This is a genomic window from Aeromonas sp. MTB (assembly GCF_056632455.1).
The window spans coordinates 4166592-4191131 of sequence record NZ_CP147026.1 but is presented as its reverse complement, the minus strand read 5'-3'; the positions used below and the strand labels follow the sequence as shown (position 1 = coordinate 4191131).

General features: G+C 60.5%; 21 protein-coding genes. 16 read left to right on the top strand and 5 right to left on the bottom strand.

Annotated elements, in window-relative coordinates:
• Window positions 1-485: 485 nt before the first annotated feature.
• Complete coding sequence (locus WBR25_RS19160; protein ID WP_005342853.1) at window positions 486-797, bottom strand: DUF1145 domain-containing protein; 312 nt, start codon at window positions 795-797, stop codon at window positions 486-488.
• Window positions 798-906: 109 nt separating this feature from the next.
• Window positions 907-1536 (bottom strand): 16S rRNA (guanine(966)-N(2))-methyltransferase RsmD, encoded by a 630-nt coding sequence (rsmD, locus tag WBR25_RS19155; RefSeq protein ID WP_479748968.1) that lies wholly within the window; start codon window positions 1534-1536, stop codon window positions 907-909.
• Window positions 1537-1646: 110 nt separating this feature from the next.
• On the opposite strand from rsmD, the gene ftsY reads away from it, so the two are divergent.
• From ftsY to hutH, 10 genes are all read left to right on the top strand, one after another.
• The gene (gene ftsY / locus WBR25_RS19150) at window positions 1647-3488 is read left to right on the top strand and encodes a signal recognition particle-docking protein FtsY (RefSeq protein WP_479748966.1); all 1842 of its coding nucleotides are present in this window, start codon (window positions 1647-1649) and stop codon (window positions 3486-3488) included.
• Window positions 3489-3577: 89 nt separating this feature from the next.
• Window positions 3578-4246 carry a cell division ATP-binding protein FtsE gene (gene ftsE / locus WBR25_RS19145; protein WP_005339995.1) on the top strand — a complete coding sequence of 223 codons (669 nt, stop codon included), beginning with the start codon at window positions 3578-3580 and terminating at the stop codon, window positions 4244-4246.
• Complete coding sequence (gene ftsX, locus WBR25_RS19140; RefSeq protein ID WP_005339996.1) at window positions 4246-5199, top strand: permease-like cell division protein FtsX; 954 nt, start codon at window positions 4246-4248, stop codon at window positions 5197-5199. Before ftsE ends, ftsX begins: the two co-directional genes overlap by 1 nt.
• 451 nt (window positions 5200-5650) lie before the next feature.
• The gene (rpoH, locus tag WBR25_RS19135) at window positions 5651-6505 is read left to right on the top strand and encodes an RNA polymerase sigma factor RpoH (protein WP_267513641.1); all 855 of its coding nucleotides are present in this window, start codon (window positions 5651-5653) and stop codon (window positions 6503-6505) included.
• 125 nt (window positions 6506-6630) lie between these two features.
• Window positions 6631-7290: a carbonate dehydratase gene (gene can / locus WBR25_RS19130; protein WP_005339998.1), complete on the top strand. Its 660-nt coding sequence runs from the start codon at window positions 6631-6633 to the stop codon at window positions 7288-7290.
• Between the two features lie 11 nt (window positions 7291-7301).
• The gene (gene hutC, locus WBR25_RS19125) at window positions 7302-8006 is read left to right on the top strand and encodes a histidine utilization repressor (RefSeq protein WP_041202733.1); all 705 of its coding nucleotides are present in this window, start codon (window positions 7302-7304) and stop codon (window positions 8004-8006) included.
• Window positions 8007-8160: 154 nt separating this feature from the next.
• On the top strand, window positions 8161-9396 hold the full coding sequence (gene hutI, locus WBR25_RS19120) for an imidazolonepropionase (RefSeq protein WP_274161687.1): 1236 nt from the start codon (window positions 8161-8163) through the stop codon (window positions 9394-9396).
• On the top strand, window positions 9389-10333 hold the full coding sequence (hutG, locus tag WBR25_RS19115) for a formimidoylglutamase (RefSeq protein ID WP_479748963.1): 945 nt from the start codon (window positions 9389-9391) through the stop codon (window positions 10331-10333). The genes hutI and hutG overlap by 8 nt, the downstream gene beginning before the upstream one ends.
• A 53-nt stretch (window positions 10334-10386) precedes the next feature.
• Complete coding sequence (gene hutU, locus WBR25_RS19110) at window positions 10387-12096, top strand: urocanate hydratase (RefSeq protein ID WP_479748961.1); 1710 nt, start codon at window positions 10387-10389, stop codon at window positions 12094-12096.
• Window positions 12097-12100: 4 nt separating this feature from the next.
• Window positions 12101-13633 (top strand): histidine ammonia-lyase, encoded by a 1533-nt coding sequence (hutH, locus tag WBR25_RS19105; protein WP_429186642.1) that lies wholly within the window; start codon window positions 12101-12103, stop codon window positions 13631-13633.
• Between the two features lie 145 nt (window positions 13634-13778).
• Here hutH and WBR25_RS19100 read toward each other — a convergent pair whose 3' ends face one another.
• Complete coding sequence (locus WBR25_RS19100) at window positions 13779-14876, bottom strand: calcium:cation antiporter (protein WP_479748958.1); 1098 nt, start codon at window positions 14874-14876, stop codon at window positions 13779-13781.
• 310 nt (window positions 14877-15186) lie between these two features.
• Window positions 15187-16713: an EAL domain-containing protein gene (locus WBR25_RS19095; RefSeq protein ID WP_479748956.1), complete on the bottom strand. Its 1527-nt coding sequence runs from the start codon at window positions 16711-16713 to the stop codon at window positions 15187-15189.
• Window positions 16714-17217: 504 nt separating this feature from the next.
• Between WBR25_RS19095 and WBR25_RS19090 the strand changes: the two genes are divergently transcribed.
• Window positions 17218-19146 (top strand): EAL domain-containing protein, encoded by a 1929-nt coding sequence (locus tag WBR25_RS19090; RefSeq protein ID WP_447993277.1) that lies wholly within the window; start codon window positions 17218-17220, stop codon window positions 19144-19146.
• Between the two features lie 76 nt (window positions 19147-19222).
• On the opposite strand, the gene WBR25_RS19085 is transcribed toward WBR25_RS19090, so the two are convergent.
• The gene (locus WBR25_RS19085) at window positions 19223-20146 is read right to left on the bottom strand and encodes a 1-aminocyclopropane-1-carboxylate deaminase/D-cysteine desulfhydrase (protein WP_447993276.1); all 924 of its coding nucleotides are present in this window, start codon (window positions 20144-20146) and stop codon (window positions 19223-19225) included.
• Between the two features lie 87 nt (window positions 20147-20233).
• Here WBR25_RS19085 and WBR25_RS19080 point away from each other — a divergent pair, with 87 nt between their 5' ends.
• The 5 genes from WBR25_RS19080 (at window position 20234) to mshL (ending at window position 24504) form a co-directional block, all read left to right on the top strand.
• Window positions 20234-21097 carry an MSHA biogenesis protein MshI gene (locus tag WBR25_RS19080; protein WP_167565636.1) on the top strand — a complete coding sequence of 288 codons (864 nt, stop codon included), beginning with the start codon at window positions 20234-20236 and terminating at the stop codon, window positions 21095-21097.
• A 100-nt stretch (window positions 21098-21197) separates the two neighbouring features.
• Window positions 21198-21791: a PilN domain-containing protein gene (locus tag WBR25_RS19075; protein ID WP_479748953.1), complete on the top strand. Its 594-nt coding sequence runs from the start codon at window positions 21198-21200 to the stop codon at window positions 21789-21791.
• Window positions 21791-22438, top strand: coding sequence for a hypothetical protein (locus WBR25_RS19070; RefSeq protein ID WP_005340017.1), 648 nt, complete (start codon window positions 21791-21793; stop codon window positions 22436-22438). The genes WBR25_RS19075 and WBR25_RS19070 overlap by 1 nt, the downstream gene beginning before the upstream one ends.
• Window positions 22431-22760 carry a SctD/MshK family protein gene (locus WBR25_RS19065; RefSeq protein ID WP_108613788.1) on the top strand — a complete coding sequence of 110 codons (330 nt, stop codon included), beginning with the start codon at window positions 22431-22433 and terminating at the stop codon, window positions 22758-22760. The genes WBR25_RS19070 and WBR25_RS19065 overlap by 8 nt, the downstream gene beginning before the upstream one ends.
• 70 nt (window positions 22761-22830) lie before the next feature.
• The gene (mshL, locus tag WBR25_RS19060) at window positions 22831-24504 is read left to right on the top strand and encodes a pilus (MSHA type) biogenesis protein MshL (RefSeq protein WP_069555193.1); all 1674 of its coding nucleotides are present in this window, start codon (window positions 22831-22833) and stop codon (window positions 24502-24504) included.
• Window positions 24505-24540 lie beyond the last annotated feature (36 nt).

The following is a 24540-nucleotide window of genomic DNA, read 5'->3' as shown; positions in this document are numbered from 1 at the left end:
GGTTCGGCAGGATGCAGGACAGCGCATAAAGATGGAATAGTCCGCAGGATGTGGACAAGGGACACCTCAGGATGAGCTCGATAATCAGGATGATTATCGTCACGGATGAATAAAGGAACACCGCGGGATGCGGCAGGACACTCTCGGGATGGGAGCAGAACGAACGGAACCTCGTTCTTCAGGATGAACAGGACCTCGCCGGATGCGAGAGGAATACTTCAGGATGAAGTGAGATAACCCGGATGGTTATCTGTCAGGAAGACGCAAGGAACCCCACAGGACGTGGTAATGGACACCTCCAGGATGGAGACAGGGAAGCAGTTCAGGATGAATTGCCAGGCCAGGAACGCCGCAGGACACGCCAACGGATTGGAAAGGGGATATTCCAAAGGATTAGGATAACGTCAGGGATTGCAGGGAGCATTGCAGTTCTACGGACAGGACGACACGACTCTAGGGGACGGCTACCGCCGTCCCCTTTTCTTTTATGGTTTGTCCGAGAGATTGCCGCGCTGGGCGGCGTTGACGATCTCTTGCAGGCGCTGACGAATGTCGACCATGCCAAACACACCAAAGATCAGCACAGTGACAAATTCGGCTTTGGTGACCGCGAAGTAGCGTTTGCAAGCTGCCTTGATCATGCTGGCCTGCAGCCAGTGCAGCAGGGCGACGATCACGCCGCAGACCGGCAGAAAGCCGTTGAGTTTGCCGGGCAGCGGGGCAATCAGGCTCACCAGTACGCCAAACCAGAAGAACAGTATCAGCCCCATCGCCAACAGATTAAAGACTCGCTTCATTGTTTACCTCCCTTAGATAGAGTTGGTAGCAGACCTGATTTGATCGACCTGCTTGTCCTTGAGCCATTGTCCAAATTGACGGGGAGGGGCCACTTCGCCCATCCCCCCTTTAAACTGCAGCATCATTCTTGGTGTCCCGCAGATAGAGCTGGTAGCAGACCTGACCGGCCTGTTTGTCCTTGAGTAGTTGCCAGCTGGCAGGCAGCGCCAGATCGGCTATCTCCTTCTCCCGCTCCAGATAGATGAGGGCGTCCGGTGCCAGCCAGCCGCGCTGCTCCAGCAGTTCGCACACCTGCGGCAGCAGCTCGCGGCGAAACGGCGGATCGAGGAATACCAGATCAAACGGCGTGGCCGGGCCTTGCAGCCAGCTCACAGCATCTGACTGGATCACCTGACCCTGACTGCTGCCGAGGGCGGTCAGGTTCTTCTTGATCTGGTCGGCGGCCCCTTTGTCCATCTCGATCAGGGTCACCTGCTCGGCATAGCGAGACAGCGCCTCCAGCCCGAGTCCGCCGCTACCGGCAAACAGATCCAGGCAGCGGGTGCCGCGAATGTGGGGGGCCAGCCAGTTGAAGATGGTTTCCTTGACGCGATCCGTGGTGGGTCTGAGCCCCTCCACATCCTTGACCGGCAATTTGCGGCCTCGCCACTGGCCGCTGATGATTCTTACAAAGCCCGATTTTCCTTGCGGGGCGGGACTCTTGCTCGGGTTGCTACGGCTGGATTTCACTCTGGGCATCGCGTTTCATCGTCAGAAAATAAAGTGGTAGTATAAGGCGGTTCATTTTTATGCCGACCCGCCAAGGGACGGCTATCTTAGCAGTCAGCCTTTGATGTGAGTATTTTTAGATGGCAAAAGGTTTGTTTTCCTGGCTGGGTTTCGGCCGCAAGAAAGAAGAGGCTGAGGCTGTCCAACCACAGACACCCCAAGCCACCCCCGTTACCGTTGAGCCCGAGGTCACTGCTACCCCCGCTCCCGTTTCCGATACCACTGTTTCCGATAGTACGCCGGCTGTTGCCCCCGAAGTGCCTGCCAGCGCACAGAATCCCGTTTTGCAAGATGATTGCTGCCTGCCGACCGAGCTGGACGACCACGGCCCGCTGGTAGTGGAGGAGTGCGCCTCCGATCTGGAGCCGGTGATCGTCAACGAAGCGCTGATCGCCGAAGAGGAGCGTGCCGCTGACGCCGCTCGCACTGCCGCAGAAGCGCAAGCCGCTGAGGTCAAGGCAGCCGAAGAGGCTCGTATTGCTGCCGAAGCCCGCGCAGCGGAAGAGGCTCGTATTGCTGACGAAGCCCGCGCTGCGGAAGAGGCTCGTATTGCTGCCGAAGCCCACGCAGCGGAAGAGGCTCGTATTGCTGCCGAAGCCCGCGCTGCAGAGGAGGCTCGTATTGCTGCCGAGGCTCGCGCCGCAGAAGAGGCCCGCATCGCCGCCGAAGCTCGCGCCGCGGAAGAATCTCGCATTGCCGCCGAAGCCCGCGCCGCGGAAGAGGCTCGTATCGCCGCCGAAGCACGCGCTGCGGAAGAAGCTCGTATCGCTGCCGAAGCCCGTGCTGCGGAAGAAGCTCGCATTGCTGCTGAAGCTCGCGCTGCGGAGGAGGCTCGCATTGCTGCCGAAGCTCAGGCTGCGGAAGAAGCCCGTATCGCCAAAGAGGCCCAGCGCGCGGAAGATATGCGCCTGGTCGCCGCGATGGAGGCTGAGGCCGCCGCACTAGCTGCTCTGCCGTTGGCCGCCAAGGTGGACGACGACACCCAGGACAAACCGCAGCGGGAGGGCTTCTTTGCTCGCCTCAAGCGCAGTCTGGTGCGCACCAAGGAGAATATCGGCTCAGGTTTCTTCGGCCTGTTTCGTGGCAAGAAGATCGACGACGAGCTGTTTGAAGAGCTGGAAACCCAGCTGCTGACCGCCGATCTCGGTGTGGATACCACCACTCGCATCATCGAAGGGCTGGTGCAGCACGCGGATCGCAAGCAGCTCAAGGATGCCGAGGCGCTCTACGGCCTGCTCAAGCAGGACATGGGCGAGATGCTGGCCAAGGTCGAACAGCCGCTGGTGATCGACACCAGCAAGAAACCTTATGTGATCCTGATGGTCGGCGTAAACGGCGTCGGCAAGACCACCACCATCGGCAAGCTGGCCAAGCAGTTCCAGGCTGAAGGCAAGAGCGTGATGCTGGCGGCGGGTGACACCTTCCGTGCCGCAGCGGTCGAACAGCTGCAGGTTTGGGGTCAGCGCAACAACATTCCGGTGATTGCCCAGCATACCGGTGCCGACTCCGCTTCCGTCATTTATGACGCCATCGAGGCTGCCCGCTCCCGCGGAGCTGACGTGCTGATCGCTGACACCGCCGGTCGCCTGCAGAACAAGAGCAACCTGATGGAAGAGCTCAAGAAGGTAGTGCGGGTGATGAAGAAGCTGGACGATGCGGCGCCCCATGAGATCATGCTGACTCTGGATGCCGGCACCGGCCAGAACGCCCTGAGCCAGGCCAAGCTGTTCAGCGAGGCGGTGGGCCTGACCGGTATCACTCTCACCAAGCTGGATGGCACGGCCAAGGGCGGCGTCATCTTCGCGGTGGCCGACAAGTTCCAGATCCCGATCCGCTATATCGGGGTGGGCGAGGGGATCGACGATCTGCGTCCCTTCGTTGCCAACGACTTCATCGAGGCGCTCTTTAGCCGCGATGAATAAGTCCGGCCGCGATGAGTCAGCTCAGCCGTGATGAGTAAGTGTTCCATGCCCCGACTCCGGTCGGGGTTTGTCAATTTCAGGGAACCGTTATGATTCGTTTTGACAAGGTCAGCAAGGTATACAGCGGCGGCCATCAGGCGCTGCAAAAGGTCAGCTTTCACCTGCGCAAGGGAGAGATGGCCTTTCTGACCGGGCACTCGGGGGCGGGCAAGAGTACCCTCCTCAAACTGATCAGCGTGATGGAGCGTCCGACCGATGGTCGCGTCTTCTTTCATGGTGATGATGTCAGCCATATCCAGCGCAGCCAGATCCCCTATGTTCGCCGCCAGATCGGGATGATCTTTCAGGATCACCGCCTGCTGATGGACAGAACCGTGTTCGACAACGTGGCGCTGCCGCTGGTGATTGATGGTTACAGCCATGCAGACATCAACAAGCGCGTGGCTGCGGCGCTGGACAAGGTGGGGCTGCTTGGCAAGGAGCGTTACCAGCCGCGCATGCTCTCCGGTGGTGAACAGCAGCGGGTCGGTATCGCCCGCGCCATCGTCAACAAGCCGCCGTTGCTGCTGGCGGATGAACCGACCGGCAACCTGGACCCCCAGCTCTCCATGGACATCATGCGGTTATTTCAGGAGTTCAACAATTTTGGGGTCTCGGTACTGATTGCCACCCACGATCTGGGGCTGATTGCTCGCATGCGCTATCGCACCCTGACCCTCAAGGCGGGTCGCATGTATTCGGCTGGGGAGGAGCTCTGATGGCTATCGTTCGTCATAAACAACCGCCGCTGCGCCGTCTGATGATGTACGGGGTTGATCATGTGCGGCAGGCGTTTGCCAGTCTCGGGGAGCTGTGGCGCAATCCGCTCGCCTCCCTGATGACGCTGGCGGTGCTCGGCGTCAGCTTGGCACTGCCTTCCTGTTTCCATGTGCTGCTGAAAAACGCCGAGGTGGTGGAGGGGAGCTGGCAGAGCAGTTCCCAGATCTCCCTTTACCTGCGCAAGGATCTGCCGGAGCAGAGCATTCTCGATCTGCAGCACAGGATCCTGCTCTATCCCGAGGTGGATTCGGTCACCTACCTGAGCCGTGACGATGCGTTGCGGGAGTTTCGCGAGATCTCCGGCTTCGGCGATGCCCTCGATTATCTGGACAGCAACCCGTTACCGCCTGTGCTGAGCGTGATCCCGGATCCGCGCTGGCAGAACCCGGAAGGGGCCGCCGAGCTGCTCAGCAAGCTCAATAACGAGGTGGGGGTCGAACAGGGCAAGCTGGATCTGCAGTGGTTGACCCGGTTGCAGGGGATCATGAACCTGCTGCGCCACACCATTACCGGTATCGCGGTGCTGCTGCTTTCCGCCGTGTTGCTGATCGTCGGCAATACCCTGCGTCTCAACATCCTCAACCAGCGTTCCGAGATTGAAGTGCTCAAGCTGGTGGGGGCGACCGATTCCTTTATTCATCGTCCCTTCCTCTATACCGGCATCTGGTTCGGGGTGATCGGCGGCATGCTGGCCTGGTGGCTGACCGAAGTGATGGTGATCTGGAGCGAAGGGGTGGTGAAGGAGCTGGCGGGCTTGTATAACAGTAACTTCCGGCTGGTTGGTATGGGGGCGGTAGACGGGATCAATCTGATCTTGCTGGGCGCCCTGCTGGGGCTGATTGCCTCCTGGTTCTCGGTCCATCGCCACATTCGCGACATCGAACCATCCTGATTACTTTGTCATCAAAGTAAATCGCTGGATTTTGAGAGGCGGATCAAGTAAAAGAGGGGCCGTTTCTGGCTTGGCCCCCATAGTCAGAGTATTCTGAATAACAATGATCTTCCGGATCTTCGCTAGATCCAGTGAACCTTCTGATTTATAAGCAGTCTATTAAAGCTGAAGCATTTATACGGGTGTGGCCCCTCTGCCTTGCTCGTCAGACTTGGCAAGCATGTGAAGGTTGCGAGCTCCGCAACAATGGACTTAGCATGCTACTTTTCGGGGGTCCTTCATTGTGACCCCCTTTTTTTGACTGTTCATTCATGATTCATCCTGCAGGCTTAAGATAAGCCGGTCTAAAACTGGGCATGTTCTTTGATACACGCCGCAGAATGGCATCCGGTCAGTAGACAGACCCTCTCAGGGTGTTAGACTGATTCGATTGAAAAGTAAGAGGTAACAGATGGGAACTTCATTGCAGCGCACTATGGCTCTGATTCCGCAAGGTAGTCTGGAAGGCTATATCCAGGCAGTAAACTCTATTCCTGTGCTGAGCGCAGAGGAAGAGCGTGAACTGGCTGAGCGTTTGCAGCAGGATGGCGATCTCGAGGCTGCTCGTCAGCTGGTTATGTCGCATCTGCGCTTTGTCGTTCATGTCGCCAAGAGTTATGCCGGTTACGGTCTGCCTCAGGCCGATCTAGTTCAGGAAGGCAACATCGGCCTGATGAAGGCGGTCAAGCGCTTCGACCCGACGGTCGGCGTGCGTCTGGTCTCCTTTGCCGTGCACTGGATCAAGGCCGAAATCCACGAATATGTCCTGCGCAACTGGCGCATGGTCAAGGTGGCCACCACCAAGGCCCAGCGTAAGCTCTTCTTCAACCTGCGCAAATCCAAAAAACGTCTGGGCTGGCTGAACCACGAAGAGGTTCAGGCCGTGGCGACCGATCTCGGCGTATCTGCCGCTGACGTGACCGAAATGGAAGCGCGGATGGCCAACTACGATCAGGCGTTCGATCTGGTGGGTGACGATGAGGAAGAGGGCGGTTTCGCTCCGGTTCACTATCTGGAGGACAAATCCTCCGATCTGGCCGCCACCATCGAGAACGACAACTGGGACGATCACGCGACCCGTCGTCTGAGCTCGGCCCTCGCCACCCTGGATGAGCGCAGCCAGCACATCATCCGCGCCCGCTGGCTCGATGATGACAGCAAGACCACTCTGCAGGAGCTGGCCGATACCTACGGCGTCTCTGCCGAGCGTGTGCGTCAGCTTGAGAAAAACGCACTCAAGAAGCTGAAAGATGCCATGGAAGCCTGATGCTTCCTCTCATAAAAACAGGGCCTGATGGCCCTGTTTTTGTTTCGCAGGGATCTGGTCGGCCTTGCTTTGGTTACCCTTGAGTGTGTTATGTTGCCGCCACTGCCACATTAGGGAGAGCAGAAGTGAAACTGTTGAACGACCTGTTTACCAACAACCGTGAGTGGGCCGAACGGATCAAAGCCGAAGATCCCGCTTTCTTTGCCACTCTTTCTGCCCAGCAGGCCCCCGAATACCTCTGGATTGGTTGTTCCGACAGCCGGGTCCCCGCCAACCAGCTGATGGGGTTGCTGCCGGGGGATGTCTTCGTCCACCGCAACGTCGCCAATCTGGTGGTACATACCGATTTCAACTGCCTCTCCGTGCTGCAATACGCGGTGGAAGTGCTCAAGGTGAAGCACATCATCGTCTGCGGTCACTATGGTTGCGGCGGCGTCAAGGCCGCGATGCAGAACCAGGAGCTGGGGCTCATCGACAACTGGCTGCGCAACATCAAGGATGTCTACTTCAAATATGGTGAAGAGCTCGAGGCCATCGAGGATGAGCATGAGCGCTTCGACTACCTGTGCGAGCTGAACGTGGCCGAGCAGGTCGCCAACGTCTGCCACACCACCATCATCCAGAACGCCTGGCGCAAGGGGCAGGAGCTGGCGGTGCATGGCTGGATCTACGGGATCAAGGATGGCTTGCTGCATGATCTCGATCTCTGCATCAGCGGCCCGGATCAGATCCCCGACGTCTATCGCGCCTGGCCGGACATGCGTCCGCCCCACCGTCGGCGCTAGGGAGCTTCATGGTGGCGCCAGCCCTCTATCTGCAGATCAAACAGCACATTCTGGACGGGATCCGCGAACGCCACTATCAGGCGGGGGACAGGATCCCGACCGAAGCGGCCCTGTGCGAGCAGTTCACTGTGAGCCGGATGACGGTCAACCGGGCGCTGCGGGAACTGGTGGCTGAGGGGTGGCTGGTGCGTACCGCCGGTTCTGGCAGCTTCGTGGCGGACCGGCGCACCGAATCGCCGCTGCTGGCTATTCGCAATATTGCCGACGAGATCGCCGAGCGTGGCGGCGAGTACAGCGCCCGGGTGATCCGGCTGCAGCGGCTGGCCGCCGACGAGAAGGTGGCGGTGCAACTGGGGCTGCGGGTTGGCGCCCCCATCTTTCACAGCCTCATCGTCCATCAGGCCGATGGCGAGCCGTTGCAGCTGGAGGAGCGCTTTGTCGATGCCGGGCGCCTGCCTGGCTATGGCGAGCAGGATTTCACCCTGCAAACTCCCAACCGCTATCTGATGGATGTCTGCCCCCTCTCCGAGATGGAGCACGTAGTGGAAGCCGTGTTACCCAGCGCCGGTGAGGCGGGATTGTTGCAGATCCGCGTAGATTCCCCCTGCCTGTTGTTGCACCGGCGTACCTGGTCGGAGGGGCATCTGGTCTCCTACGCCCGTTTGCTCTCCCCCGGTTCCCGCTACAAGCTCAGTTCCAAGACTCAGCTGGAGTAAATGTCTATACAGCTCGATTTTGCAAAGCCCACCTCCTGGTGGGCTTTTTTGTGCTTAAACTCTAAGTTTGATGCTGTTATCAGGATGTGAATTTCGCTCTTCCTTTCGTCATAGAGATCGACTATAAGAATATGTATATACATTTGAGGTCGCTATGAACAAGGAACTGTTGAACTGCGAGCGGGTCTGGCTCAACGTGACGCCCGCCACCCTGAATGATGAGCTGGCCGACTACGGCCTGCTGCCGCTCCACGCCATCGGCGTAAAGGATGGCAAGATCCATGCGCTGGTGCCGATGGCCGAGTTGAAGGGGCCGTATCCCGCCCATTGGCTGGATATGCAGGGCAAGCTGGTCACCCCCGGCCTTATCGATTGCCACACCCATCTGGTCTTTGCCGGCAGCCGTGCCGAGGAGTTCGAGCTGCGTCAGCAGGGGGTGCCCTATGCCGAGATCGCCCGTCGGGGCGGCGGCATCATCAGCACGGTGTGTGCTACCCGCACCGCCAGCGAAGAGCAACTGTTCGAGCTGGCGTTGCCGAGGGTGACATCCCTGATCCGCGAAGGGGTCACCACGGTGGAGATTAAGTCCGGCTATGGCCTGACGCTGGATGACGAACTCAAGATGCTGCGGGTGGCCCGCCGACTGGGAGAGGCGTTGCCGATCCGGGTCAAGACCACTCTGCTGGCGGCCCATGCGGTGCCGCCTGAATATCGCGACGATCCCGACAGCTGGGTCGAGACCATCTGTCAGGAGATTATCCCGGCCGCCGCCGAGGCGGGTCTGGCCGATGCGGTGGATGTCTTCTGCGAGCACATCGGCTTCTCGTTGGCCCAGACCGAGCAGGTCTATCTGGCGGCGGATCAATATGGCCTGCCGGTGAAGGGGCATATGGATCAGCTCTCCAATCTCGGCGGCAGCACCCTCGCCGCCCACTTTGGCGCCCTCTCGGTGGATCATCTGGAGTATCTGGATCCGGAAGGGATCCTGGCGCTGGCCCACCGTGGCGTGGTCGCCACCCTGCTGCCCACCGCCTTCTACTTCCTCAAAGAGACCAAGCTGCCGCCGGTTGCCGCCTTGCGCAAGGCGGGGGTGGCGATGGCGGTCTCCTCCGACATCAACCCGGGTACCGCCCCCATCGTCTCGCTGCGGATGGCGATGAACATGGCCTGCACCCTGTTTGGCCTGACCCCGGTGGAGGCCATGGTCGGGGTGACCCGTCACGCCGCCAAAGCACTTGGCGAGCAGGATCGCCTTGGCCAGCTCAGGGTGGGCATGGCGGCCGATTTCCTGATCTGGCACTGCGCCCATCCGGCCGAGCTGAGCTACATGGTTGGCGTCGATCAGCTGGCAAGCCGCATCTTCAACGGCGAGGAGACCCTTCATGGATAAGTTCAACCCGATCGACATGTCGCTCTGGCAGGGGCGGCAGGATCCGGAAGATGGCGAACTGGCCCAGCGCTGGCACGACAAGGTGCTGCCCTGGACCGCCGGAGCACAAGACTCTGCCGGTGTAGTACTGCTCGGTTTTGCCTGCGATGAAGGGGTGCGCCGCAACAAGGGGCGTGTCGGCGCCGCCGGTGCGCCGCAAGCGGTGCGCAAGCTGCTGGCCAACACCGCTTGGCATCTGAGTCGCCCCGTCTACGATGGCGGGGATGTGAGCTGTACCGATGGCAATCTCGACGCTGCCCACGGCCGTCTGGCCGAGCAGGTCGCCGCTGCGCTCGATCTGGGCCACTTCCCGCTGGTGCTGGGGGGCGGTCACGAGGTGGCTTTCGGCAGCTGGAGCGGCCTTAACCGTCATCTGGGTGGTAGTGGCAAGGTTGGCATCATCAATTTCGACGCCCACTTCGACCTGCGCATGAAGCAGGAATTGGCAAGCTCCGGCACCCCCTTCTTCCAGATTGCCGAGCAGTGTGCCGCTCAGGGCACGCCGTTTCACTACGCCTGCCTCGGGGTAGCCGAGACCGCCAATACCCAAGCCCTGTTTGCCCGTGCCAAGGCGCTGGGTGTGTGGCATGTGCTGGACGAGGCGATGACCCAGACCGAGCTGCCAGCCTTGCTAAGCGGACTGGACGCCTTTATCGCCCATTGTGATCACCTCTATCTGACCATCGACCTTGATGTGCTGCCCGGAGCCGTAATGCCGGGAGTGAGCGCCCCCGCCGCCCGCGGCGTGGAGCTGGCGGTGATCGAACCGCTGATCGCTCATATCCGGGCCAGCGGCAAGCTGAGGCTTGCCGATCTGGCCGAGTACAACCCGACGCTGGATCAGGATAACCGCAGCGCCCGCGTGGCCGCGCGGCTGGTTCATCTGTTGACCCGTTAACCCTTTGGCCACCCATCGCCGAAGGCACCCTATTGATACAACAAGGAGTGTGTATGTCTGTGCAACAGCAGGATCCCCGTCATGATCCTAACCGCGTGATCCGTGCCCCGCGCGGCACTGAACTGACCGCCAAGAGCTGGCTCACCGAAGCGCCGCTGCGGATGCTGATGAACAACCTGGACCCCGAGGTGGCCGAGCATCCCCAGTCACTGGTGGTCTATGGCGGCATCGGTCGCGCCGCCCGCAACTGGGCCTGCTTCGACAAGATCGTCGAGGTGCTGACCCGGCTCGAGGAGGATCAGACCCTGCTGGTGCAATCCGGCAAGCCGGTCGGGGTGTTCCAGACCCACAAGGATGCGCCGCGGGTGCTGATCGCCAACTCCAATCTGGTGCCGCACTGGGCCAACTGGGAGCACTTCAACGAGCTCGATAAGAAGGGCCTGATGATGTACGGCCAGATGACCGCCGGCTCCTGGATCTACATAGGTACTCAGGGGATCGTGCAGGGCACCTACGAGACCTTCTTCGCGGTGGCCAACCAGCACTTCAACGGCTCGCCTGCGGGCCGCTGGATCCTCACCGGCGGTCTCGGCGGTATGGGCGGCGCCCAGCCGCTGGCCGCCACCATGGCTGGCTTCTCGATGATCGCCGTGGAGTGCGACGAGACCCGTATCGATTTTCGTCTGCGCACCCGTTATGTGGACAAGAAGGCTCACAGCCTGGATGAGGCGCTGGCCATGGTCGAGGAGGCCAAACAGGGCGGCACCGCCGTCTCCGTCGGTCTGCTCGGCAACGCAGCCGACATGTTCGCCGAGCTGGTGGCCCGTGGCATCACCCCGGACGTGGTGACCGACCAGACCTCCGCCCACGACCCGGTGCACGGCTACCTGCCGCAAGGTTGGAGCGTGGCCAAGTGGCGAGAGCTGCAGCAGAGTGCCCCGCAGGAGGTGAATCTGGCCGCTCGTCGCTCCATGGCCCGTCAGGTGGAGGCGATGCTGACCCTGCAAGAGCGCGGCGCGGCGACTCTGGATTACGGCAACAACATCCGTCAGATGGCGCTGGAGGAGGGGGTGGCGAACGCCTTCGACTTCCCCGGCTTCGTCCCCGCCTATATCCGCCCGCTGTTCTGCGAGGGGATCGGCCCGTTCCGCTGGGTGGCCCTCTCTGGCGATCCGGAAGATATCTACAAGACCGATCAGAAGGTGAAAGAGCTGATCCCCGATGATCCTCACCTGCACAACTGGCTCGACATGGCCCGCGAGCGCATCGCGTTTCAGGGACTGCCGGCGCGGATCTGCTGGGTCGGGGTCAAGGATCGGGTACGGCTCGGGTTGGCCTTCAACGAGATGGTGAAAAACGGCGAGCTGAAAGCGCCCATCGTCATTGGCCGCGACCATCTGGATTCCGGCTCGGTGGCGAGCCCGAACCGCGAGACCGAGTCGATGATGGATGGCTCCGATGCCGTCTCCGACTGGCCGCTGCTCAACGCTCTGCTCAACACCGCTGGCGGCGCGACCTGGGTCTCCCTGCACCACGGCGGCGGGGTCGGTATGGGCTTCTCCCAGCACTCCGGCGTGGTGATCGTCTGCGACGGCTCCGATGACGCGGCCCGCCGCGTCGGTCGGGTGCTGCGCAACGATCCGGCCACCGGCGTGATGCGCCATGCCGATGCCGGCTACGAGATTGCCATCAACTGTGCCCATGAGGCGAAACTGGATCTGCCGATGATTGACGGCGCCAACGGTGTCAAAGGAAAGGTGTAACACCATGTTTGAATTGACTATTACTCCGGGCGAGCTGGATCTTGCCACCCTGCGCCGCGTCAGCCGCGAGCCGGTACATGTTTCACTGGATCCGGCCGCCCTGCCGGGGATCCACGCCTCCGCTGCCGTGGTTACCAAGGTGATCGAACAGAACCGGGTGGTGTATGGCATCAACACCGGCTTTGGCCTGTTGGCCAACACCCGCATTCCGGTGGAGCAGCTGGACGAGCTGCAGCGCTCCATCGTGCTCTCCCATGCGGCAGGGATTGGCGAGTACATGGATGACGCCACCGTGCGGCTGATGATGGTGCTCAAGCTCAACTCGCTGGCGCGGGGCTTCTCCGGCATCCGGCTGACGGTGCTTGAGGCCTTGATGACCCTCATCAACGCCGAAGTCTATCCGGTGGTGCCGAAGAAGGGCTCCGTCGGCGCCTCTGGCGATCTGGCACCGCTAGCCCATATGAGCTGCCTGCTGATCGGTGAAGGCAAGGCCCGCCACAAGGGCGAGCTGATCGATGCCGCCACAGCGCTGAAAATCGCCGGGCTGGAGCCTATCGCGCTGGCGCCCAAAGAAGGATTGGCGCTGCTCAACGGCACCCAGGCCAGCACAGCCTTTGCGCTGGAAGGGCTGTTCCACGCCGAGGATCTGTTCGCTGGTGCCATCACCATCGGTGCCATGAGCGTGGAGGCTGCGCTCGGCAGTCGCCGGCCGTTCGATGCCCGCATCCACGAGGTGCGCGGTCAGCGTGGCCAGATCGATGCAGCTGCCTGCTACCGCCACCTGCTGGTGGATGGCAGCGAGATCGGCATGTCCCATCACAACTGCGAGAAGGTACAGGATCCCTACTCATTGCGCTGCCAGCCGCAGGTGATGGGGGCTTGCCTGACCCAGATCCGTCAGGCCGCCGAGGTGCTGGTGTGCGAGGCCAACGCGGTCTCCGACAACCCGCTGGTGTTTGCCGATGACGAGGAGATCCTCTCCGGTGGCAACTTCCATGCAGAACCGGTGGCCTTCGCCGCCGACAATCTGGCGCTGGCTATCGCCGAAATCGGCTCGCTCTCCGAGCGGCGCATGGCGCTGTTGATCGACTCGCGGATGTCCGGTCTGCCGGCGTTTCTGGTCAACAACGGCGGGGTCAACTCCGGCTTTATGATCGCTCAGGTCACCTCGGCGGCGCTCGCCTCCGAGAACAAGACTCTGGCCCATCCCGCTTCGGTGGATAGCCTGCCCACTTCCGCCAATCAGGAGGATCACGTCTCCATGGCGACCTTCGCCGGTCGTCGATTGGCTGACATGGCCGAGAATACCCGCGGCATTCTGGCAGTCGAACTGCTGGCGGCGGCACAGGGGCTCGATTTTCGTGCACCGTTGCGCAGTACCGAGCTGATCGAGCTGGCCAAGGGACGACTGCGGACAGAGGTGAGCTTCTACGACAAAGACAGGTACTTCGCGCCGGATATAGAAGCTGCCGCCGCCCTGCTGGGCCGTGCCAGCTACAACGACCTGATCCCGGCCGGGGTGCTGCCCAGTCTGTAAGCCTTGATTACCCTTCTCTCCTGGCGGGAGAAGGGTTGGGGTTGAGGGGGACGCCGCTTCACTGGCGCCGGTGAGGGCCGGGAGCCGATAACAAAAGACCGCCCAATCGGGCGGTCTTTGCGTGTCTGACGTTGGTTTAACGCAGTTATTCGTGTTCGAACATCAGGAACAGATAGACCACAAACAACACCAGATGGGTCGCTCCATGGAGCACATTGGTGCGGCCGCTGCTGAAGGTTACTTTACAGACCATCAAAGTCGTGACCAGCAGCACCATATCGGCGGGGGAGAGGCCGAGGCGCACCTCCTGATCCAGCATTGAGCCGATAAAGAGCACGGCAGGCACGGTGAGGGCGATGGTGGCCAGCACAGAGCCGAAGTAGAGGTTCATGGCCCGCTGCAGCTGGTTGTTGAAGGCGGCCTTGATGGCGCCGACTGCTTCGGGGGCCAGCACGATGCAGGCGACGATAAAGCCGCCCAGTGCGGCGGGCGCGTCCATGACATGCACCCCGTAGTTGATGGGGATGGCCAGGGTCTTGGCAAGCAGGATCACTACCAGCAGGTAGGCGAGCAGCAGGATGGTGTGATAGACGTTGCTCTGCAGCGGGCCGTGGTGCTCCTCGTAGTCCTCGTGATCGCTGTCGACGAAGAAGTGGCTGTGGCTGCGGGTCTGGATCAGCAGAAAGACCCCGTAGAGCAGGATCGAGATGATGATCAGCATCCACGACATGGCGCGCGACATACTGCCGATTGCACCACCCTCGGTGAAGTTGGGCAGCACCAGACAGAGCAGGGCCAGCGGGATGATGGCCACCAGATAGGATTTCACTCCGTCCAGATTGAAGCTCTGGGTGTGGTAGCGCCAGCCGCCAAACAGCAGGGTGAAGCCCACCAGACCGGTACTCACCAGCATCACTACCGCAAACATGGTATCGCGGGCCATGGTGGGGTTGGGCTCGCCGGTCAGCATCACCGAGGAGATCATCACCACCTCCAGCGAGATGACCGAGAGGGTGAGGATCAGGGTGCCGAAGGGCTCGCCCAGCTTGATGGCGAGGGCATCGGAGTGGCGCACGACCGAGAAGATGGCCCAGGTGACGATGGCCAGTAGTGCCGCTGAAACCGGAAGATAGATCCCGAGCGGAGTTGTCTCTGTCAGCAGGTCACTGCCCTGGGTCTTGAAAAAGAGCAGGGTCAGCAGGCCAACGGGCAGGGCAATCTCTTGCCGGATAACTGTCTTCATAGGCAATGGTTCTCTATTGGGGGTCTTGACGACCGGATGACATAAACAGGCTGCTCGGTTATCGGTTGCGCAATAACCGGCTCCTTATGATAAAGGTTGTTATCCCCGTCAGGGCAGATCATTTTGTTGCTGAATGTAAATAAGGGGTGGCAGGAGGTGGTTCGACTTCACCACTGAGCCGGGCCTGGGTCTGCAGGGGGATTTACCCGCCTGATGGCCGGGCAGGGTTACGGCGCTACCGCCAGCATCAACCTGATGATGTCGAGCTGCTAGCCAAACCGTTTCACGGCCAGATCCTGCCATATCTGCGTTAGCTGGCCTGCTGGTGTTGCAACTGCCACTCCCGTTGCCAGTGGGTCAGTATCTTCAGCGGCATGGGTTTACCGAAGAAGTAGCCCTGGATCAGATAGACGCCGTGCTGGCTCAGATAGTCGACCTGCAGCTGGCTCTCGACCCCTTCGGCGATCATCTCCATGCCCGATTCCCGACCGAAGACGATGATGGCATCCAGCACGCTGCGCTTGAGGTCGTTGGTGCCTATGGTATCGACGAACATCTTGTCGATCTTGATCTGGCGGATCCCCAGGCTCTGCAGGTAGGCAAAGCCGCCGTAGCCGGTACCGAAATCATCCAGCTTGAAGTGATACCCCATTTGTTGCAGCAGGGTGATCTCCTCGGTGGCCGCCTTGATGTCGAGGATCGGCTTGCGCTCCGTCAGCTCGAAGGTGAGCCGTGCGGGTGAGGGGTTTTGGCTGTGAGCGAGCAGGGTGCGCAGCAGGGGCTGCTCGATATGGGCCGCCACCAGATTGACGCTGACCCACTGCTCTGGCGCCAGCTGCGGCAGGTCGGTGATCACCTGCTCCAGCAACTGTTCGGTCATCGGCAGGATCAGCCCCTGCTCCTCTGCATATTCGATAAAGGTGCCCGGAGGGATCAGCTCGTTTCCACGCTGCCAGCGCAGCAGCGCCTCGAATCCCACCACTTGGTGGGTACGGGCATCCACTATCGGCTGGTAGAGGGGAATAAATTCCTTGCGGATCAATCCTGTTTGCAGCAGTCCCTTGAGGGAGCGCCGATAGCTGCGCAGCAGCCAGTATGTGACGCTTAACAGGGTACCGAGCGCGATACCGAACCAGAGACCGTAGTGATTGAGTTGGTCATGGGCATATTGCTCCAGCGCTTTTCCCGCCCAGACCGTCTGTTTGGTGAGTTCATTGGGATCGAAGAAACTGAGGCTGATATTGCTCTCTTCCTGTTTGATCTCCTTGTCGCCACGGGGAAAGTGGACTGTGCTTGCATCGGCATCCTGTCGGCTGAACTCCAGATAGAAGCAGTGGCTGCAGGGGTGTTGCAGCAGGTCGTGGCTCCAGCTGTTATCCAGCACCCAGTAGGCGAGGTTGTCACCGGATCGGTAAAAGGCCATCAGCTCCTGCTCGGTATTGTATTTGGCCACTGTGGCGGTGATCCCCAGCTTGCCAAACTTCTGCCCGCTGTTCTGGAGCTCTTTGATCAGCGGGATCTCCACCCCCAGGCTGGAACAGCTGTTGCCGGAGGCGAGCTCCAGCCCTTGCAGGCGGATATGAGCGCTGTAGAAGCGCGGATCGCGCAGCAGCTCCATGTCTTTGGCGCCACAGTTGAACTCAAATTGTGCCAGTTGTTTGTTGATGGCAGCATCCAGCTCCAGGTGGCGTACTGCCATGGCTCCCTTGAGCTCGGCAACCTTCTCTTCCAGCATATGAAAGGCCATCGGCTTGGCAAACCACAGGCCGAGAAACTGGCTGCCCACGACAGGCAGGACGAACAGCAACAGAGCGATCCAGACGGGTGATTTACGCAAAGGAAGTACCTGCCAGTTTCATGAGACACAAATGGACTTAGCCATCATAGAGCATTAGTGCAATCAATTTGAGTCCGACTTGTCACACTTGTTGATTGATTTTTTAACTGCATGATTTTAAATGTGTTTATTATTAACTTTGGCTAGATTCAATCGCTGACCTGTCATAAATGACAATTGCTCAGCTTATCCGAACTGCATTAGAGTAGCCCTGCGGTTTGACTCACCGTGTGTTCAATACTCCTGTATCTGTTTTTTGTCAGTAGCACAGAGTGTTAGTTTTGATATGAGTGTTCCTTTTGGTCCCCTTTGAGGGACCATTTTTCTGTCTGTCATCCCGCCCTTTCCCGCGTCTGTAGCCCGTCATCTTTGGTATTCTCCCTCTGCTTTGGGTTATGCTTGCCCGCTTAAATTGCAGAAGCGGGATCTTCATCCATAGCTGTGGCCCGATCGCCGCTGCTACCATGAGGCGACATGGATGATGCTGGGCATACGGAAAGGCGCATGAAACTTACTACACAGCTTGTCTCATTTATCACCCTTTGCGTGATCGCAGCCATGGCGACCGTGCTGATTGGCGGGGTGTTCAGCTTTCGCGAGCTGGGCATGGAGTTGCAGCAAAAGAAGGTCGATGCGCTGGTCGAAGTGATCGACAAGCAGCTCGATGTTGCTCACGACATGGAGGATATGAGCCACTGGCTGCCTACCCTGCTGCGGGCTGCCCATGTGGTCGAGCTGGAGGTGCGCCAGAATAACCAGCGGGTCTACTGGTTCCGCGATGTGCGCAATCCGGTCGACGAGCAGCTGCTGGTGCCATACAGCCACCCGCTGCCCCATCAGGCCGGCATGCAGGCCAACTTCAAACTGGAGCGCCCCTTCAAGGAGGCGGAATACTCCATCAAGGCGATGTCCGGCATCTCGCTGGGCATCTTTATCGTGGTGTTCGGTCTCTGGTACTCCATCCGCTGGCTACGCCAGCAGCTGCGCGGGGCCGAGCTGCTGGGCATTCGCGCCCAGCTTATCCTCGATGACAAACTCTCCAAACTGAGTCATGACCCCGGCGAAGAGTGGCCGGTGGCCGCCAGTCAGGCCCTCGATCATCTGCTCGCCGAGCTGGCGGATGCCCGCAAGGAGCGCAGCCGCTTCGACAACTTCATTCGCAGCAACGCCTTCGTCGACAAGATGACCGGCATCGGCAACCGGCTGTTTTTCGACAACCGGCTGGAGAGCGCCATCATGGAGGCGAGCGTGATGAGCGGCGGCGTGCTGTTGATCGATCTCGCCTGTCTGGAGGAGCTGGAGGCCGATCAGTTCGAGCTGCTGGGGCACGATTTGATGATGGAGGCGAGCGCCACCATAGGTGCCTTCGTGCGCAAACACAACGGTGCCCTGCAGGCCCGCTACGCCGGTCAGGTTTTTGCGGTATTGCTGCCCAACATGTCCGAGAGCGAGATGGTGGATAGCGCCAGCCAGCTGCTCAAGAGCCTGCAACGGCTGCACTGGCCGCAGGAGGTCAATCCGGAGACGGCGGTCTATCTCGGCGCAGTCTGTTATCAGGCACAAGACAGCCTGCTCAAGGTGCAGGAGGAGGCGGAGCTGGCCCTCAAGAGCGCTCGTCTGCAGGGGCACAACGGCTGGTTCCTCTACGAGAAGCAGCTGGATGAGGAACAAAGCAGCAAGGGCACGGTACGCTGGCGCACCCTGATCAGCCGCCGTCTCGAAGAGCACGGCATCGAATTTTATACCCAGCCGATCCAGCAGGATCGGGGGCAGGTGGTGTTGCAGCAGGAGCTGCTCACCTATCTGCACGACGAGCAGGGGCGGGCTTTGCAGGCGGGGATCTTCATGCCGATGGCGGAGAAGGTGGGCTTGTTGCTGCAACTGGATCGGCTGGTGGCGGAGCGCACTCTCACTCTGCTGCGCCAACGATCCGAGCAGAGCTGCCCCATCAGCCTGACCCTCAGTGCCCAGAGCCTGCTCAACCGCGAGTTCCAGCGCTGGCTCTTCTTCGCCCTGTTCCAGCTGCCGCGCAGCACCAACGAGCGGCTGATCCTGCAACTCTCCGAATCCCAGGTGACCCGCCACTTCGAGGCGCTCAAGCGGCCGCTGCGCTCCTTGCGGATGCTGGGTTGCCAGCTGGCCATCGATCATGCCGGTCAGGATGTGGTGAGCACCCAGTACATCAAGGAGTTCGAGATCAACTTCCTCAAGCTGCACCCCAGCCTGGTGCGGGAGATCCATGCCCGTCAGGTCAACCAGATGGCGGTCCGCAGTCTGGTCGGCGGCTGCGCCAATACTCGCACCCGGGTGCTGGCAGTGGGGGTGGAGAGTGGCGACGAGTGGAAGATGCTGCGCCACCTCGGGGTGCATGCCGGGCAGGGGCCCTGGTTTGCCGAGCCCCAGCGTCTGGTGCTGGAACCGGCTGGTGAGTGAGATAAACGAGAGAGGGTCGCCTTGGGGCGACCCTCTGTTGTTTGCGATGCTGTTTGCGGTTGCCGTCAGGCGGGGATCACAGTCGCCCCTGCTCCCGCAGCCCGGCGAGCCCTTGCATGCCGCCGGTGTGGATAAAGACGATTTTGCTGCCGGTGGCGATGCGGCCCGCCGCCAGCTCGCGAAACAGACCCCACATTGCCTTGCCGCTGTAGATAGGCTCAAGGGGCAGATCGGTCGTGGCGCTGAAATCCTGCACCCACTGCCAGAGGGTCGGGCTGAACTTGGCATAGCCACCATCGTGGTGATCGAGCGCGATGCGCCAGCCGGGGATATGAGCAGCCGCGGGATGGAGGCGACACACCTCGTCAGCGATAAAGCCGCCTCCTTTCAGTACCGCAATGGCGAGGATCTGCTCCCGATCCCGTTTGCCAGCGATCAGGCCCGCCAGAGTGCCGCCGCTGGCGCAGGGCAGTACCCAGAGATCCGGCGAGAAGGGCACTTCGTCGACCAGTTCCGCCACGCCGGGTATGGCCAGCGGGCTGCTGCCCCCTTCCGGCACGATCAGGGTATCGGGGGCATCGAATTGGGCCAGCCAGTCGGGAGCCTGCCGTCGCCGGTAACTCTGGCGGTCGACAAAAACGAGATCCATGCCCCAGCGCCGGGCATCCCGCAGGGTAGAGTTACTGACGGCGTCATATTCGCCCCGTATGATACCGGTAGTACGAAGACCAGATTGGCACCCCGCTGCCGCCAGCGCGTGGATATGATTGGAGTAGGCGCCGCCAAACGAGAGCAGATGCCGTTTGCGATGCTCTTTGGCATGCCGCAGGTGGTACTTGAGCTTGCGCCACTTGTTGCCGGAGATGGCCGGATGGATCAGATCATCCCGCTTGCACCACAGCTCGACGCCATAGCGGGTCAGCAACGGATGGTGGAGGCGTTGCAGGGGGGAAGGGAGGATGGCTTGACCCTCTGACTCGGCGGAAAGGCTGGCTTGCAATGGTGAGTCCGTCTTTTAATCTGGAGGCTAATCTGCTGTTTATGTTAATATTTCATACATTTAATCACTATTGATGGGCGGGCTTACATGAAACAACTGTTCAGACGGTCGACGCCAAGCCGCCAGGTCGGGCTCTTGCTGGCCAATGACAGGATCATGCTGGCTGCGGTGGGCAATCCCCCCGTCTTCGCGACGCGCACCATCAACGGCCCACAGGAGTGGGCAGTGGCCATGAACGAGCTGTTCAGCCGTCATGGGCTGGCCAAGTCTACGGTGCGGGTGGCCCTCGCCGCCAGCCTTTATCAACAGATCCAGATCGACAAGCCTGCCGTGCCTGACGCCGAGATGGCGGGGGCGCTCCCCTGGGCCATCAAGGACTATGTCAGCGAACCCGTGCTGCAACTGGCGATGGATTATGTGGACTTGCCCACCCCGCCTGCCGGTCGTCCGCGCATCAATGTGATCTGCTTGCCCAAGAGCCGGGTGCAACAGCTGGCCGATGCCATCAATGGCATCGCTACCCTGCAATCCATCATCAGCGACGAATTGGCGCTCACCTCTCTCTATGACGCGGATGACACGGTGCGCATGCTGCTGTGGCAGCCCAAGGGGCAGGATCTGCAACTGCTGGTCTTCCATCAGGGCGGGCTCTGCTTCTCCCGCCAGCTGCGCGGTTTTACCAGCCTGACTGGCGAACATGAGCCGGACAGCATGCTGCTCGATTCACTGGCGCTGGAGATCCAGCGCTCCCTCGACTATCTGGCGGGCCAGCTGAAATTGCCCGAGCTGGGGCAGATGCAGTTCGCCGTCGCCTCGCCCTTTATCGGTACCCTGGTGCGCCACATGGAGCAGACCTTCGGCTTTGCCGTCTCCGCCATGGCCAACAAGGCGGTGCTGGCCGGCGTCGAATACCTCTCGGCTTATGCTGCCGCATTGGGGGATGATCAATGAGAGTGTTATTCCCCCTTGCTGCCATGGTCAACAAGACAATGTTGCTGGCTGGCGTCGAATACCTTTCTGCCTACGCAGCCGCCATCGGGGAGGATGCGTGATGAAACGTCAGATAAACCTCTATGGCGCCGAGTTTCGCCCCAAGCGGCAGTGGGCCAGCCTCAATCAGATGGCGCTGGTATGGGGCTTTGCGCTGCTGCTGATCCTGTTGACGGGTGTCGGTTACAGCTGGCAGCAGCAGCAGGTCAGCCGGGAGCTGGCGCAGCGCTCTGCCGAGCTGGAACTCAAGCGCAGCGAGGCGCAGCGGCTCGATGCCGAGCTGGCGCGCCATCAGGCAGATCCCCGGCTGCAACAGCAACTGGTCAACAAGCAGGATGAGCTGACGGCCAAACAGGGGCTGATGCGCCAATTGGGCAGCCTGACCCTGCAAAAATCCCAGGGCTACGCCAGCGTGATGGCGGATCTCTCCCGCATTCGCAACCGCAACCTCTCGTTGCAGCGCATCGAGATCAACGAAGGGCGGATCAACCTCTCCGGCTTTGCCGGACGCAGTCAGGATGTGCCGGCCTGGGTCAACCGCTTCAAGCAGACCCCGAGTCTGGTGGGCAAGGAGTTTGGTGAACTGACCCTCGGCCGTGACAAGGAGGGTCGTCTGACCTTCCAGTTGAGCGGCATTGCGCGGGAGAAACCCTGATGAACCTGAAAGCACAATGGCAGGCATGGGGCCAGCGTATCGCCGTGTTGAGCCAGCGGGAGCGGGTGTTGATCCTGCTGACTGGTCTGGTGCTGCTGGGCGCGGCTGGACTCTACGGCTGGCTCGATGGCGCTGATACTCGCCTGCAGCAGGATCGCATGGCCCTGAGTGCCGCCGAGCGTGACCTCGAGATCATGGAGCTGGAAAACCTCGGCAAGCAGGCCCGGCTCAAGCGGGATCCCAATCAGGGAGTTCGCGACCAGCTGGCGCAGGTCGAAGCGGATCTGGCCCGGATCGACGATGAGCTGAAGGCCCAGACCGTCGATCTGATCCCGGCGCACGAGATGCCGCTGGTGCTGGAGGCGCTGCTCTCCCGCTCCGCCAACCTTCACATGCTGGCGCTCAGTTCGCTGGAGCCGACCCCGCTGATGGCGGGAGAGCAGAAGGTCAATCTCTACAAGCATGGTATCCGGCTTCAGCTTGAAGGCGGCTATTTCGATGTGTATCAATATCTTAAAGCGCTGGAAGCCTTGCCGCGTCACTTCTACTGGAAGCAGTTCGACTATCAGGTCAAAGCCTATCCCGGCGCGGTGGTGGAGATGGAGATCTACACCCTGAGTACCAGCAAGGAGTTTATCCGTGGCTAGAGTGTTTGCGTTGTGCTGTTGCCTGTTCAGCTTGCTGGTACAGGCGGAGCAGGTCGAGGTATTGCAGGATCCCACCGCGCCGCTGGCGGACGTGGCGGCTGGCGCCCGTGCGACCGGCGAGAGCAGTGCCGGTTTGCCGAAGCTGCAGAGTGTGGTGCTGGGCAATGGCCCGGCACTGGCGGTACTCAATGGCAAGAGTTATCGGGTCGGACAACAGGTGGACGGCTATACGCTGGTGGCCATCAATGCCGATGCCGTGGTGCTGGAAAAGGCGGGAAAACGCCATGCGGTAACACTGTTTGCCAGCAAGATCCGGGTTTGAGTCGTGCTTGCCTCTCGAGAGGTGAATCGGCTTTATCGAGTTTAATTGCAAGTCAGGGTGCCCTAATTACATGAAAAAACACCGTCTCTGTCTGATCTCCGTGGCCATGATGGCTGCAGGCTGTACCACGTATCAGCACCCCGAGCCGACCCAGGCCAAGGATGCCCTCAAACAGGCCATGAACGAACAGCAGAAACAGGCTGCCCCGCTGACCGCGTTGCCCAAATCGGTGCAAAGTGAATTGCTGCAGCTGAACCGGCCGCAGATGCCGGTCGGCATGCCGGAGAAGCGGCTGCGTATCGCGGCTCACGACGTGGAGGCGGTGGAGTTTTTCGGTTCCCTGTTCAAGGGCTCCCGCTACAGCGTGGCGGTTCACCCCGGGGTGGCCGGGCTGGTCTCCGTCGAGCTCAAGGATGTGACTCTGCCGGAGGTGCTGGCGGTGGTGGGCGACATGTACGGCTTCGACGTGCAGCGCAAGGGCAATGTCTTCCATATCTATCCGGCGGGTCTGCGCACCGAAACCATCCCGGTCAACTATCTGATGATGTCCCGCCGTGGCCTCTCCCGCACCTCGGTCAGCACCGGCGGGGTGACGGCCAATGACAGCAATAACAGCAGCGACAGCAGTTTTGACAGTGCGTCGAACAACAACAGCGGCAGCAACAGCTCAACCAGCAACAACTCGAGCGGTGACAACAACAACGGCACCCGTATCGAAACCGACACCAACAGCGACTACTGGACTGATCTGCGCGACTCCCTGCAGACCCTGATTGGCACGGGTGACGGTCGCGCCGTGATCACCAGCCCGCAGGCAGGTCTGGTCACCATTCGCGCCTACCCGAAAGAGCTCAAGGCGGTGCGTGAATTCCTGACCCAGTCCGAGAGTCACCTCAAGCGGCAGGTGGTGCTGGAGGCGCGGATCATCGAAGTTGCTCTCAATGAAGGGTATGAGCAGGGGGTGGACTGGAGCGGTCTTTCTGCCAGCTGGGATGGCAACAAGGGGATTACCGGTGGGCAGTCGCTTGCCAATACTCAGCTGCCTAGCACCCCCAACCAGATCTTCAGTGCGCTGGGGGGCGGCGCCGGTTTCAAGATCTCTGACGGCAACTTCAATGTGGCGGTCAACCTGCTCAAGACCCAGGGCGATGTGAATACCCTCTCCAGTCCCCGTGTCACCGCAACCAACAACCAGAAGGCGGTGATCAAGGTGGGGACGGACGAGTATTACGTCACCAATGCGTCCACCACTATTACCACTACCTCGACGGGCACAGACAAGACACCTAACGTGGAGCTGACCCCCTTCTTCTCCGGTATCGCACTGGACGTAACGCCGCAGATCGATGAAGAGGGGAAGGTGCTGCTGCATATCCATCCCTCGGTTATCGATACCGAAGAGCAAAACAAGGTGATCGACATGGGTACCTCGGGTGGCAAGTTGCAACTGCCGCTCGCCAAGAGCTCGATCCGCGAGTCGGATACCGTGGTGCAGGCCAATAACGGTGACATCATCGTTATCGGCGGTCTGATGAAGACCGACAAGCAGGAGATCGTCAGCAAGGTGCCGCTGCTGGGGGATATTCCCTGGGTGGGCGAAGCCTTTACCAACCGCCGCGAGAGCACCAAGAAGGTGGAGCTGGTGATCATGCTCAAACCGACCGTGGTGGAGAAAGATACCTGGCAAAACGAGCTGCAACGCTCCTCCGAGCTGCTCGACAAGTGGTATCCGGCCAAGGGCTGACCCATGACACCAGATGCGGTCACCCTTATCCCGAAC

Bases quoted from the DNA above. Each gene is read 5' to 3' on its own strand.
- ftsE (WP_005339995.1), top strand. From the start codon at position 3,578: ATGATTCGTTTTGACAAGGTCAGCAAGGTATACAGCGGCGGCCATCAG.
- WBR25_RS19090 (WP_447993277.1), top strand. From the start codon at position 17,218: ATGAAACTTACTACACAGCTTGTCTCATTTATCACCCTTTGCGTGATC.
- ftsX (WP_005339996.1), top strand. From the start codon at position 4,246: ATGGCTATCGTTCGTCATAAACAACCGCCGCTGCGCCGTCTGATGATG.
- rsmD (WP_479748968.1), bottom strand. From the start codon at position 1,536: ATGCCCAGAGTGAAATCCAGCCGTAGCAACCCGAGCAAGAGTCCCGCC.
- hutH (WP_429186642.1), top strand. From the start codon at position 12,101: ATGTTTGAATTGACTATTACTCCGGGCGAGCTGGATCTTGCCACCCTG.
- rpoH (WP_267513641.1), top strand. From the start codon at position 5,651: ATGGGAACTTCATTGCAGCGCACTATGGCTCTGATTCCGCAAGGTAGT.
- ftsY (WP_479748966.1), top strand. From the start codon at position 1,647: ATGGCAAAAGGTTTGTTTTCCTGGCTGGGTTTCGGCCGCAAGAAAGAA.
- hutG (WP_479748963.1), top strand. From the start codon at position 9,389: ATGGATAAGTTCAACCCGATCGACATGTCGCTCTGGCAGGGGCGGCAG.
- WBR25_RS19080 (WP_167565636.1), top strand. From the start codon at position 20,234: ATGAAACAACTGTTCAGACGGTCGACGCCAAGCCGCCAGGTCGGGCTC.
- WBR25_RS19075 (WP_479748953.1), top strand. From the start codon at position 21,198: ATGAAACGTCAGATAAACCTCTATGGCGCCGAGTTTCGCCCCAAGCGG.
- WBR25_RS19070 (WP_005340017.1), top strand. From the start codon at position 21,791: ATGAACCTGAAAGCACAATGGCAGGCATGGGGCCAGCGTATCGCCGTG.
- hutI (WP_274161687.1), top strand. From the start codon at position 8,161: ATGAACAAGGAACTGTTGAACTGCGAGCGGGTCTGGCTCAACGTGACG.
- WBR25_RS19100 (WP_479748958.1), bottom strand. From the start codon at position 14,876: ATGAAGACAGTTATCCGGCAAGAGATTGCCCTGCCCGTTGGCCTGCTG.
- WBR25_RS19160 (WP_005342853.1), bottom strand. From the start codon at position 797: ATGAAGCGAGTCTTTAATCTGTTGGCGATGGGGCTGATACTGTTCTTC.
- mshL (WP_069555193.1), top strand. From the start codon at position 22,831: ATGAAAAAACACCGTCTCTGTCTGATCTCCGTGGCCATGATGGCTGCA.
- hutU (WP_479748961.1), top strand. From the start codon at position 10,387: ATGTCTGTGCAACAGCAGGATCCCCGTCATGATCCTAACCGCGTGATC.